Source organism: Pseudomonas cimarronensis, from assembly GCF_049331905.1.
Taxonomy (GTDB): Bacteria; Pseudomonadota; Gammaproteobacteria; order Pseudomonadales; family Pseudomonadaceae; genus Aquipseudomonas.
Window position 1 is genome coordinate 3,947,944 of sequence record NZ_CP186283.1, and the last position, 12,324, is coordinate 3,960,267.

General features: G+C 62.9%; 12 protein-coding genes. 2 read left to right on the top strand and 10 right to left on the bottom strand.

Annotated features, from left to right (window positions below; translation table 11 throughout):
• Positions 1-49: 49 nt before the first annotated feature.
• The 10 genes from ACOCLD_RS18455 to ACOCLD_RS18500 form a co-directional block, all read right to left on the bottom strand.
• The gene (locus ACOCLD_RS18455; protein ID WP_422910206.1) at positions 50-583 is read right to left on the bottom strand and encodes a cytochrome b/b6 domain-containing protein; all 534 of its coding nucleotides are present in this window, start codon (positions 581-583) and stop codon (positions 50-52) included.
• A complete protein-coding gene (locus ACOCLD_RS18460) occupies positions 583-849 on the bottom strand; it encodes a PepSY domain-containing protein (protein WP_422910207.1) in 267 nt (88 codons plus the stop codon). Before ACOCLD_RS18460 ends, ACOCLD_RS18455 begins: the two co-directional genes overlap by 1 nt.
• A 182-nt stretch (positions 850-1,031) precedes the next feature.
• Positions 1,032-3,128 carry a TonB-dependent copper receptor gene (locus tag ACOCLD_RS18465; RefSeq protein ID WP_422910208.1) on the bottom strand — a complete coding sequence of 699 codons (2,097 nt, stop codon included), beginning with the start codon at positions 3,126-3,128 and terminating at the stop codon, positions 1,032-1,034.
• Between the two features lie 81 nt (positions 3,129-3,209).
• Positions 3,210-3,581, bottom strand: a complete 372-nt coding sequence (locus tag ACOCLD_RS18470) for a DUF2946 domain-containing protein (protein WP_422910209.1) — start codon at positions 3,579-3,581, stop codon at positions 3,210-3,212.
• Positions 3,582-3,712: 131 nt separating this feature from the next.
• Entirely contained in the window at positions 3,713-4,195 is a 483-nt protein-coding gene (locus ACOCLD_RS18475) for a copper chaperone PCu(A)C (protein WP_422910210.1), read from the bottom strand.
• 89 nt (positions 4,196-4,284) lie between these two features.
• Complete coding sequence (locus tag ACOCLD_RS18480) at positions 4,285-5,664, bottom strand: PepSY-associated TM helix domain-containing protein (protein WP_422910211.1); 1,380 nt, start codon at positions 5,662-5,664, stop codon at positions 4,285-4,287.
• 46 nt (positions 5,665-5,710) lie between these two features.
• Positions 5,711-7,150 (bottom strand): hypothetical protein, encoded by a 1,440-nt coding sequence (locus ACOCLD_RS18485; protein ID WP_422910212.1) that lies wholly within the window; start codon positions 7,148-7,150, stop codon positions 5,711-5,713.
• Positions 7,147-9,192: a TonB-dependent receptor family protein gene (locus tag ACOCLD_RS18490; protein ID WP_422910213.1), complete on the bottom strand. Its 2,046-nt coding sequence runs from the start codon at positions 9,190-9,192 to the stop codon at positions 7,147-7,149. Before ACOCLD_RS18490 ends, ACOCLD_RS18485 begins: the two co-directional genes overlap by 4 nt.
• Positions 9,193-9,304: 112 nt before the next feature.
• Positions 9,305-9,691 carry a DUF2946 domain-containing protein gene (locus ACOCLD_RS18495; RefSeq protein WP_422910214.1) on the bottom strand — a complete coding sequence of 129 codons (387 nt, stop codon included), beginning with the start codon at positions 9,689-9,691 and terminating at the stop codon, positions 9,305-9,307.
• Between the two features lie 253 nt (positions 9,692-9,944).
• The gene (locus ACOCLD_RS18500) at positions 9,945-10,862 is read right to left on the bottom strand and encodes a LysR family transcriptional regulator (RefSeq protein ID WP_422910215.1); all 918 of its coding nucleotides are present in this window, start codon (positions 10,860-10,862) and stop codon (positions 9,945-9,947) included.
• A 103-nt stretch (positions 10,863-10,965) separates the two neighbouring features.
• Here ACOCLD_RS18500 and ACOCLD_RS18505 point away from each other — a divergent pair, with 103 nt between their 5' ends.
• A complete protein-coding gene (locus tag ACOCLD_RS18505) occupies positions 10,966-11,259 on the top strand; it encodes a putative quinol monooxygenase (RefSeq protein ID WP_392540196.1) in 294 nt (97 codons plus the stop codon).
• Between the two features lie 10 nt (positions 11,260-11,269).
• Entirely contained in the window at positions 11,270-12,286 is a 1,017-nt protein-coding gene (locus ACOCLD_RS18510) for a zinc-binding alcohol dehydrogenase family protein (RefSeq protein ID WP_422910216.1), read from the top strand.
• Positions 12,287-12,324: the final 38 nt, after the last annotated feature.

Consider the following 12,324-nt stretch of genomic DNA (forward strand, 5'->3'; position numbering starts at 1 on the left):
CGGAGCGTATGAATTGTGGGAGGGGCTTTAGCCGCGACAGATACAAACCTCAGTGATCCAGCTTGCGCCGCTTGCCGGTGACCATCGACAGCGGCAGGTTTTCCTTCAGGCGGTAGCTTTCAAAGAGCGCCGCTGCGATGTGCAGACCCACCAGGGCCATCAACCCATCGGCGCAGAATTCATGAATCTGCAACGGCAGATCAGCGCCCCAGAAGTAATCGACCTCCTCCATCAGAAAGCCGGTCACTCCCAGGCCGAGCATCAGCAACATCATGCCGATCATCACCAGACCGCCCAGCGGGGAATGCCCCATGCGGTGGTAATCACGCCCGCTGACTAATGCCCGCAGGTGTTCGGCCAGGCGCGTCCGGGTCGGCCAAAAGTCCGCCCAGCGCGCTGACGGTGTACCGATAAAACCCCACACCAGGCGAACCGCCAACCAGGCCACGGCGTAGTAACCGAACCAGCGGTGCCAGTTCTCACCCTCTTCGGTGAAGAAGTAATTGGCCAGGAAAGCGCTCGCCAGAGACCAATGGAACAACCTGACCAGCGGGTCCCAGAGGCGTGTGGTGGCAGCGTTCATCAGCCGTCGATTTCGCTTTTGATGACTTTGCCATCGACCGGATCGAAGTAGATTTCGACCTTCTGGCCTTCTTTGTTGAAGCCGTAGATTTCGTAGCAGTTGCCGCCGGTCACTTTGAACTTCTTGATCTCGTAGCCCTGGGCTTTGAGGTCAGCCTGGAATTTGTCCTGGTCCTGCCACTGCGCCTTGTCGGCGGTGGTGCATTGGGTGGCGGCGAAGGTCAGCGGACTGGCCATAACCAGAGACAGCAGAAGCAGTTTGCGCATGGTGTAGTCCTCTTCGGTGCAGGGAGAAAGTGTGTCTGCGAGGACTACTGTCGCGCTTGAACCTTAAGGCTGTATTAGCCCGCAAAAATTCATCACGCGGATGTGGGAGGGGCTTTAGCCGCGACTCAAAAAGCTCGCGGCTAAAGCGGAATGCCGCCCAACCCCTCCCACAACTGGACATATCAGAAGTCGAAATCGACCTTGGCCCAGAGGGTGCGGCCGGGCTCATCAATCCGGGTATCAGCCGGGAAGCCGAAACCGGAATCACCGCCCAGATTCAGGTGCTCGGCGTATTGCTTGTCGAGCAGGTTATCCACCCCAGCGCTGAGCTTGACCTGCTTGGTCACACGATAAGCACCGTTAAGAGACAGCACGCCGAAACCGGCGCTGTCGCCAAAGTCCTGCCCCACGACGTTACCGCGCCCATCTGCGATGCGGCCCTGACCATCCACCACTCGCCACAGGGCGCCGACGCTCCAGTCATCACGCTGATAGGTCAGGCCCAGGCGTGCTTCCAGCGGCGGCATCTGCGGCAGTGCTTCGCCGTCGCTGCTGTTCTTGCCCCAGGCATAGGCCAAGGTGGCATCGGTTTTCCAGTTGCTTGTCAGGTCATACGCCACACCCAGCTCGCCACCCATGATGCGCGCATCGACGTTGTCGGCCTGGGTGCTCATACCGCGATAGTCGAACAGGATGTAGTCACGCACCTGGCCGACATACGCCGAGGCCCAGGCCTGCATGGCGTCACCCTTGTACTGGATACCGATATCCAGCTGGGTGGTCTTCTCCGGTTTGATGCCGTCGAAGGCGTTGTCTGCGCCAGCCGGCCCGTTGAGCCCGGCGGAGAACAGCTCCCAGTAATCGGGGAAACGCTGCACATGGCCGATGCCGGCATAGACGGTGGTCGGCGAGCCGGACAAATCATGCTCGTAGCGCACGAAGCCGCTGGGCAGGGTGTCAGCGCGGGTTTCGCCCGCCGTCGGGTTGGGCGTGGTCATGCCCATCATGTCGCTGAAGTTCGGTCGGTAATCCTTGGCCGAAGCACGATCCAGACGAGCACCGGAGATCAGTCGATCACGCTCGGCCAGACGCCAGGTGGATTCGGTAAACACACCGTAGTTGTGCATCAGCGCGTCCTTGTCCCACGGGAAGCGATCAGCATCGACATAGGGCATGCCCATCATGCCGCCGTCGGAAACGCGCTGACGGTGCTCGCTGCGCTGTGCATCGACGCCGGTGATCAGCTCGACATCCTGCCACTTCCAGGTGGCGGCCAGGCGCGCGCCCAAGGTACGGCGATCAACCTGCGCGGCCATCGGGCCAGGCATCATGCTGTTTGGATCGGGCATGCGCAGGCGGAAGTTGTCCATGATGTGGTCGGCGTAGTTGTAGTAAACCTTGGCCTCGACCTTATCCAGCACGCCACCGAGGTTGCTGCGCTCCACGCGCAGGCCCAGGCTTTCACGCTGGAACTGGGTACCATCCATGCTGCGGCCGCCGTAGCGCGCTTCGCCATCACCACGGCCGGCGGTGAGCTCAATCAAGGTGTCGGCATCCGGCGTCCAACCCAGGGCCACGTCACCGTTCCACTTATCCCAGCGCGAGGGGATGGTGTCGCCGTTACCGTTGTCGTAATCGTCCGAGTGCGAGCGGTTACCGGTCACCCGCAGATAGCCTTGCTCACCGCCCACAGCGCCATCCAGGGTCTGGTCGAAACGGCCGTTGGAGCCCGCCAGCACGCTGGCATGCAGGCGCGCGCCCAGCTCGCCGAAGCGCTCCGGCTCGCGATCAAAACGCACCACACCGGCCGAGGCACCTGGGCCCCAGATCACCGTTTGCGGGCCTTTGCTCACGGTCAGTAGGTCAAAGGTTTCCGGCGAGATATACGAGCTGGGTGCATCCATCCGGCCCGGGCAGGCACCGAGCATCTGCCCGCCGTCGGTGAGCAGCAGCAGACGCGAACCGAACATGCCGCGCAGCACCGGATCACTGTTGCTGCCGCCACTGCGAATCGCAGAGAAACCGGGGATGGTCTTCAGATAATCCGCTGCATCACTGGCCGGCACCGGCTGGCGTGGGTCCTTGGGGTCGGCCACCACGGTCAGCGGCGAGCTTTGCTGCACGGCGGTGACCACCGAGGGCGGCAATTGCAGCGCATGCTGCTCCGGGTCGTGTTCAGTGGTTTGCGCAGCATGCGCCTGAGTGGCCAACAGCAGGCCGACGCACAGCGGCGCCAGTCGAAAAGGTGCAGCGCTGATCAAAAGCGAACGAGTAGACATAGGTATTCCAGAATCGAGACAGAACCAGGGAATGGCCGGCACCGCTCAACGGCACCAGCACAGGCAACAGGGCAATGGCGATCAGGAATAGGCAGGAGGTGCGCGGCTGCGCGAACCAGGGAAAATAGCTGAGCGAACAACCCCGCTACGCACGGGTGCAGCATGCCGGTCAGCGGGTATCGCGGCGGCCAGCGCCAGGGTCGGGCTGGCGCAGCCGGTGGCCGGGCTGTTGAGCAACAGGGTGCAATAACCGCACTTGGCCCACAGCGCGTCGTGATCCAGAGGTCCGTTATGGCTGCCGGCATGCTCCCCACAGGCCAGTTCCGTCAGCCAGGCCGGTTCAGCCGGCGCAGTGAGCTGCGACAGCAACGGCCCAACACTGAGCAACAGCATGGCCAACAGGGCCAGCCAGCTCGCGCGGTAATTGGCGGTGAAGGAGCGATTGCGGGGCATCACGACAACTCAAGAATCCTGCGCCGAGTATGACTAACGGCCTAAGCAGGACGGCTGATGCAAATCAATGACGGTGAATATCACCGAACAACAGCAGCCCCGCTGCAACGCAGCAGGGCTGGGCGCACAGATCAGTGCGCGTGCCCTTCGCCATGGGATTTCTCACCGGCGGGTGCATCCTTGTGCACGGCAATTTCCACGTTGACTTTGCCGGCCTTCTCGAAGGTCAGGGTCAGCGGGAAGCGCTCGCCGTCCTTGGCCTGCTGTTTCAGGTTGAACAGCATGACGTGGTAGCCCATGGGTTCGAACTTCACTTCACCACCGGCAGGAATCGCCACGTTCTGCACCTGCTGCATCTTCATCAGGCCATCGGCGTGGATATGCTCGTGCAGTTCGGCCTTGCCGGCCACCGGGGTGCTGGCACTGAGTAGGCGGTCAGCCTCGGCGCCTTTGTTGTGCACCACGAAATAGGCTGCAGCGGTGGGCGCTACGGCTGGCATTTCCCGCGACCAGGGGTGTTCGATGTGCAGCTCACCGGCGGTGTATTCATGGGCACTGGCGAACAGGCTCGGGCTCAGCAGAGCGGCAATCAGCAGGGTCTTTTTCAACAACATGGTATTCCTCCAAAGGTGGACTGACTGTCCATAACAGATGTTGTAACGCGAAGCCTTGGCGCGGGCCATGCCCGCGCCGGTTAATCCATTCAGCCGTTGGCCAAACGCTGCCCTGGCAGGCGCGAGAGCAGCAGCCAGTCCAACGCCCAGATCAGTAACAGGGATGCACCCACCAGCGGGAAAGCCGCGCCCAGCAGGCCCATGATCACTATCGCTGTTTTCCAGCGTGGCAGGTCGTGGCGCAGCGGTGGTACGCCGAGCTTGCCGCTCGGCCGGCGTTGCCACCACATAATCAGGCCGCTGACCGCGCTGAGCAGCACCAGCAGGCAGACCGCGAGCATCAGCAACTGGTTGGCCAGGCCGAACAGCTTGCCTTCATGCAGCATCACCCCGGTTTCCACGGTTTTCGCCACCACGCCGTAATCCTTCCAGCGCACATCGGCGAGCACCGCACCGCTGTACTGATCGATATGCAGAGTGGCGTCGTTACGCGGGTCGTCGGCAAACAGCGCGATGCTGTGCACCCCGGTTTCACCTTTCGGCAGGGTGATGCTGTAACCCGGCTGTACGCCGCGCTCAGCTGCGGTATCGACCACGTACTGCAGCAGGTTGGCCGGGGCGGCAGGCGCCTCGGCAGTGGCATGCCCGTTATGCGCGGCGTGTGGATCGGAAGCCGGCAGCGGCGTAGTTTCCACCGCCCAGGCCACGGTCTGCTGACTGCTGGTATTGAGACTACCGGTGAGCTTGCCGGACTGCGGCACGTCGTCCCACATCGCCGCCGGAAAGTGGTTCCAGGCACCGGCAAACTGCGCGCCCCAGAAGCCGGTCCAGGTCATGCCGGTGAGCAGCATAAACAGCAACAGCAGCGAGCCCCAAAAGCCCGTCACCGCATGCAAGTCACGCCATAGCAAACGCCCACGGGCACTCAGCCTTGGCCACAGCACACCGGCACCGGAACGCCCGCGCGGCCACCACAGGTACAAACCGGAGACCACCAGCACGACGCCCCAACCGGCGGCCAGCTCGATCAGCCGATCGCCCAGGGTGCCGACCATCAGATCACCATGCAGCTGGCGGGCAATGGCCTGCAGATTGAGCTGCGCGTCCTGACTGCCGAGAATCCTGGCGCTGTAAGGGTCAACAAACACGTTCAGGCTCTGCCCCTCAGCCTCCAGCACAAACTGCGCACTGCGTTCGGCGTTCAGCGGCGGCAGGTATTGGCTGATGCTCGCCTGCGGATAAGCCTGGCGCACCAACGCCAGCTGCTGATCCGCCGAGATGGCCTGCTCGGCAGGCGTGACCTGCAGCAACTCGGCATACATCAGCTGGTCAAGTTGCGGCTTGAACAAGTAGATGATGCCGGTGACCGAGAGCAGGATCAGAAACGGAATCACAAACAGCCCGGCATAGAAATGCCAGCGCCAGGCCAGGTTGTAGAACGAGATGTTTGGCGTCGTCGGCTTCTGCATAGTCAGCTCCAGGCATGGCCATAATCAGTGATGGATCGGCAGCGGTTCATCGGTGCTGCCCGCGGCGCAGCAGACTCAGCCCCACCAGCGCCAACAGCACATGGGCCAACGCGACGATGCCCAGCAGCAGGTGCTTGTAGCCATTGCCCAGGCCTGCGAGAAATTCCCACTTGTGCAGGTAGGCAAACCCCCAACCTTCCGCACGGTCGGCATCCTGCACGCGGCTGGCCAGAGCACCGTCCAGTGGATCAATAAACAGCGCGGTGTTGTGCACATCGGCATAGCTGGCCTTGAACACCGGCAGGCGTTTGAAGACGAAGCCGTATTCGTGGTCAAAGCTGTGCTGCAGCGTGAGCGTCTGCGCCTCACCCAACCCCAGAGACTTGGCGTAATGATCGAGACGCTGCTGGGCATAACGACGTGGCGTGTCATTGCCCAGTTCACGGCCCTGAGCATCCAGGTAGTGCAGGCTGGACATGCTGGCGAACTGCTGCCCCTGGGCGCGCCAGATCGGCTTGCCGTCGAGTTCAAGCAGGCTGAGCATGTACAGCTCTTCACCGGCCAGCAGCCAGTCGGCCGCCGGTGCCGTATCCAACTCGGCCACGTTAAAGCTCGGCACAAAGGGCGCTGGCCAAGGCTGCGCACCTTGCTTGTGCAACAGGTGCCAGGCACCGCTGCTGGCAAAGCTCAACGTCGCTAAGGCGAGCCCCAGCCCCCACCAGCCATGCAGCCGGCGGTTGAAGGTACGGGCACGCCGACGGGCGATAAACAGCGCCACACCAAACAGCGTCGCCGAGACAATCGAGGCCAGCAGTACCAGCATCAGCACCGGCCGCAACGGGCCCGCCGCATCCAGCCAGCGAAAGCTGTGCAGCGTCTGGAAGAACGCGCTGAACCAGGCCTTGCGCTCGTCCACCAGGGTGCCGAGGCGGTCATGGAACAGGTCGACATACAGGCGTAACTGGTTATCACGCTGGGTGTCGACCCGCGCCACCGGCAGCAGGCGGTTGATAAAGGCGTATTCGCTGGTAAAACGCTCGATGCTGCCGGCATAGGCCAGCGGCTCGTCACTGCCCAGGTAATGCCGTGCCAGGCTTTCGGCATGAGCGCCGGCCAGCTCGACCGCCTGACCACTGCGTGCATGCCAGTAACGCGGCTGCAACTCGCCGACCAGACGCGCCTGGTAATAAGGCTCAGCGGCCAGCACCAGCAGGCGCAAGCCCTGCACCTGGGCAAAACCAGCCGCGCCGAGCACCTGCGCAGGACTGCGCAGGTTATCCAGCGGCAACACCTGCTGTGGTGTGGCCATGGTTTGCGGACGCGGCTGCAGGTAGCCCATCAGCGGGTGCAGCATGCCGCTACCCGCCCAACTGAAGATGCCCAGGCAGGCCAGCAGCGCCAGGCGCTTGTGCCACGGCATCAGCCGCAGCAGGCGCTGGCGCCAGGTCAGGCGCGGTAGCTCTTGTGCTTGCAGGGCCGCCGTCAAAGTTTCCACTCCAGGCCGACATACAGGCTGCGACCGTCACCGGGCATAAACAGCGCGGCATCCTGGCCACGGGCATTGGCCACAACGCCGGTGGTGGAGATGTAGGTCTTGTCCGAGAGGTTGCGCCCTTCGACGAAGAAGCCCAGACCTTCACGTGGACGATAACCGCCCTTCAGCCCCCAGATCGCATAGGCTTCGGCATACAGCGATTCGGCGTGGTCGGCGGCGTAGTGCACCGGCACCCACTCGACCGTCGGGCCGGCATACCAGCCATCACGCTGCCACAGCGCCTCGCCCTTGAGGAACTGGCTCGGCACGCCGGCAAGGCGGTTGTTGCCGTAGGCAGGGTCGTTATCGAAGCGGAAGTCATTGAGCAGGTACTGACCGCGCAACACCACCTCACCCAGCTGCCAGGCCCCGCCGAACTCGATGCCCTGGTGCACAGTGCGGTCGGCGTTGGTGGTGATCACCTGAGTTGGGGCCAGCGGGTTGACGTAACCCAGCAGCTCGTCGCGGATCTCGCTGCGGTAAACCGCCAGGTCCAGGTCCAGATTGCCCTGGGTGAAGCGCATACCGGCCTCCAGGGTGGTGGCCTTCTGCGCCTCGTTCTCGGTCACGATAGCGCCACCGGTCAGCTCGCTGAAGGTCGGTGGCTCGTAGCTCTGACTGAGGTTGGTAAACAGTTGCACGCCGTCAGCCAAGTCGTGGCGCAGGCCGATCCGGCCAATACGGGCACTGTAGCTACGGTTGAATGACGCATCCTGGAAACCCGTCGGCACCCCGACGAAGTTGAAGCTGCTTTTCAGCTTGTCATCGATATCGCGCTCGCTGTGCAGCCAGGTCAGGCCGCCGATCAGCGCCCAGTCTTCGGCCAGCGGCACTTCCAGCTCGGTAAAGGCATTCAGGCTGCGCGCCGTCTGCACCTGACGGTCCACCAGGTTGCCGCGCTTGCCGGCGACGTTGACGTAGTTTTCTGCCTGGTTACGGCCTTGCAGCACTTCCACGCCACCGCTCCAGCGCCAACCATCGGTGTTCTGCCACTTGTGGGTCAGGCGTACGCCGACATCTTCACTGTCAACTTCCAGCACCTGGAAGATGGGGTGCCACAGCGATTTCTCGCTGTAGAAGCTCGACAGCTCCAGGCTGTGCCCGCCGTCCAGTTGCAGGGTGGTGATATTGCCGATGCGGTTGAGGGTGAAGTCGCGCTTGTTATCGCCGGTCACTGTGCTCAGCGCGGCCTGCTCAGGGTTACGTCGCAACTGCGCCTTGGTCAGGCTGCCGGGGATTTCCGAATCGGTTTCCACGTGGCTGATATAGAAGCGTGTCGACAGTCGCTCGTTGATCCGCCCGCCGATATTGGCGAAGTAGCGCTGATTTTCCTGGCGTGCGTGATCGCGGAAACCATCCTGAGAGTAATCGGAGAAGCTCAGGTAGGCATCCCAATCGCCAAAGTCTTCAGCCACCGCACCGAAGATGCGCTGGTAATCAAAGCTGCCGGCCTCGGCGCGCAGCTGCACCTTGGGCGCGGTCTTGCCGGTGGGCGTGACGAAGTTGATCGCCCCGCCCAAGTTGGCGGCACCGTAGCGCCAGGCGTTGGCGCCGCGCATGACCTCGATATGGTCCAGGGCAATCGGCTCGATGCTCTGGAAGTCACCACTGCCATCCGCAAGGTTCAGCGGTGCGCCGTCCTGCATCAACAGGATGCCGCGCTGGTGGAAGGTGCGCTGCAGCCCCGAGCCACGAATCGACAGACGCGATTCCTCGGCGCCGGAGCGCGACTGGATATACACGCCCGTGGCCTGGCCCAGGGCATCCTGCGGCGAGCTGGAGCGGCCGGTCTTGTAGGTTTCGGCATCGACGACACTGGCCCCCCCGGGAATCCGCGCAAACTCGGCGCGTTTCTCGGCAATTGTCGGCGCAGTGGTATCGCCCCGCTGCTTACCAACGATGGTGCTGTCTTCCAGTTTGAGCTGTTCGGCATAGGCGGAACTGGCCAGGCTGATGCTAACGGCCAGCAGGCTGAGTACGGATATCTGACGCATGGACTTCCCCAACTTCGGTCCGTCGGGCGCTCTTCAAGCACCGACAGACGCGGTTTTTTATCTGGTTTCAAGTGATCAGCGCGGCCGCAAATGCGGCCGCAGCAACAGCAACTCAAGCCAGAACGGGGGATGCGCGGGGGTTGGCCGAGGGCCAGAGGTAGCGGACAGGTCGCGGGGTGAAGAAGAACGTCAGCAGCGGCGCGCGGCTGGGCGCCAACAGGCCCAGCAGACCGAAGAACGCCGCCAGGATAATCGCGCTGAAGGTGGAACTCAGGGAGCAGCCGGAGCCGGTGGCAGGATTGGGCGCCACCACACCGGAACCTTCCAGATCGGCACCGGCGCCGAAGTTGCCCTCGAAGGAGCAGTACTGGCTGGCCAGCCCGCTGAGTTGCAGACCAGCCATCTGGCCGTGACCGATACTGCAGGCGAACGCACTGAACAGAACGCTGAAATACAGCATCCAGGCCAGCAGGCGACGGTCAGTACGGGTCATTTTCATGGGGCGCGACTCTAGCATTGCTCCGGGGCGCATGTGACAAAGCCGCACTGCGATGGATTGCCGCAGCGCGCTGGCGGCAATCTTAGCAGACCGTTGGAGAATGTTGGCGAGGAAGCCGAGACAAGGCGCTACGCCAGTAACAGCCTCCGGCTGGTCAAAACGGCGAGGAAGCGGAATGTACGAGCTGTACCTGAGCATTCCGAGCCTGTTTTTAACGCAGTATCGGCGACGTAGATAGTTTTCCAACGGTCTGCTAGTTCGACCAGGGTGCCTGCGCCAACAACTCCGCACAGCGTGCCTGCACAAACTCACGCAGCAGCAATACCGGTTTGCTCAGTTGCGCCCGGTGCGCGCAGATCAGGTTGAGCGGTGTCGGCTCACCGCGCAGCTCAGGTAGCAGCACCTGTAGTCGCCCAGCACGCACATCGCCGGCAACATCCAGCCAGGATTTGTAGACCAGCCCGGCACCGCTGACCGCCCAGCGCCGCACTACGTCGGCATCGTCACTGACCCGGTCGCCTTTGACGTTGATGCCCTGCTCACGCTTGCCATCGCTGAAGCGCCAGCGGTCATGCAGTCGCCCGCCGAGCATATAGAGCAGGCAGTTGTGTTCGCTCAGCTCATCGACCGTTTGCGGCGCGCCATACCGTTGCAGGTACTGCGGTGCGGCGCACAACACGCGGCGGTTGGCGGCAGCCACCGGCAAGGCGACCAGGCTGGAGTCCTCCGGTGCGCCATAGCGCAGGGCGATGTCCACCGGCTCGCGAAACAGATCGGCCACGCGATCACCGAGCAGCAGACGCAGCTGTACCTGCGGATGCGCCTGCTGAAATTCATCCAGCCAGGGCAGCAAGGTATTGCGGCCGAAATCCGAGGGGGCAGACAGCTGCAACGGCCCGCTGATACCGACCTTGCTACCGGCCAGCTGCTGCCGGCCGTCATCCAGACTCTGCAAGGCCAGGCGCGCATGGCCAAGAAACAGCTCGCCCTCGGGGGTCAGGCGCAGGCTGCGGGTAGAACGGCTGAACAGCCGCGCTTCCAGCTGCTGCTCCAGGCGTTTGAGCGCGGCGCTGGCCACCGCCGGGGAAATATCCAGGCGCCGCGCGGCGGCCGAGAGGTTGCCCAAGTCAGCGGTGGTGACAAACAACTGCAGGTCATCGAAACGCAGCATGGCGACTCATTATCAAAAAAGTATTGAAAGAGACTCTAGTAGCCGCCGGTTTTTCTCGTCAATCAAATAACCGAGCATGGCAGCACTTGAACCGGAGTCCGCCATGACCACGCCATTGACCTTGATTGCCACCCTCACTGCCCTCCCCGGTCATGCCGAGGCAGTTGAAGCCGGTCTGCGCCAGCTGGTGCCGCCCAGCCAGGCCGAAGCCGGTTGCCTGCAATACAACCTGCACCGCCATCAACAGCAGCCCAACCGCTTCATCATGGTTGAGCAGTGGCAAGACGCCGCCGCACTCAGCGCGCACCAGCAGACCGCGCACTTTCTGCACTTCGGCGAAACCTGCGGCAACCTGCTGGAACAGGTCGATCATCAACTGATGCAACGCATTGTCTAAGGAGCCCTTTATGAAAGCTGTCGCCTATTACCACTCCCTGCCCGCCGACCACGCTGACGCGCTGCTGGATGTCGAACTGCCGACGCCAACGCCCGGCCCGCGCGACCTGCTGGTTGAGGTCAAGGCTATTTCGGTCAACCCGGTGGACACCAAAATCCGCCGCAACGTCGCCCCATCCGATGGTGACGCCAAGGTGCTGGGCTGGGATGCCAGCGGCATCGTCAAGGCGGTGGGCAGCGAAGTCAGCCTGTTCCAGCCCGGCGACCGGGTGTATTACGCCGGGGCGATCAACCGTGCCGGGGCCAACAGCGAACTGCACGTGGTGGATGAGCGCATCGTCGGGCACATGCCCAACAGCCTGCCTTTTGCCGAAGCTGCTGCCCTGCCGCTGACCGCGATCACCGCCTGGGAGCTGCTGTTCGAGCGCCTGCAGATCACTCAGGGCAACACTGACCTGGGCCAGAGCCTGCTGATCGTCGTCGCCGCTGGTGGCGTTGGTTCGGTGCTGGTGCAGCTGGCCCGCCAACTCACCGGCCTGACAGTGATCGGCACCGCCTCCCGCCCGGAAACCCAAGCCTGGGTCCGCGAACTGGGCGCGCACCATGTGATCGACCATCGTCAGCCGCTGAGTGAAGAGCTGAAACGCATCGGCATCAATCAGGTCACGCACGTCGCCAGCCTGACCCAGACCGACCAGCACTTCGCGCAACTGGTCGAAGCCCTGGCACCGCAAGGCCGTCTGGCGTTGATCGATGACCCGGAGCAGCCCCTGGACATCATGCAGCTCAAGCGCAAAAGCCTGTCGCTGCACTGGGAGCTGATGTTTACCCGCTCGCTGTTCGAGACCGCCGACATGATCGAACAGCATCGCCTGCTGGATCGGGTCGCTGAACTGGTGGATGCCGGCACCCTGCGCACCACCCTGGGTGAGCATTTCGGCAGCATCAACGCGGCCAACCTGCGCCGCGCCCATGCCCTGCTGGAGAGCGGTACGGCCAAGGGCAAGATCGTTCTCGAAGGGTTCTAACAGGTTGTTGAAAAACTACCTGCCAACACTCCGCCAGA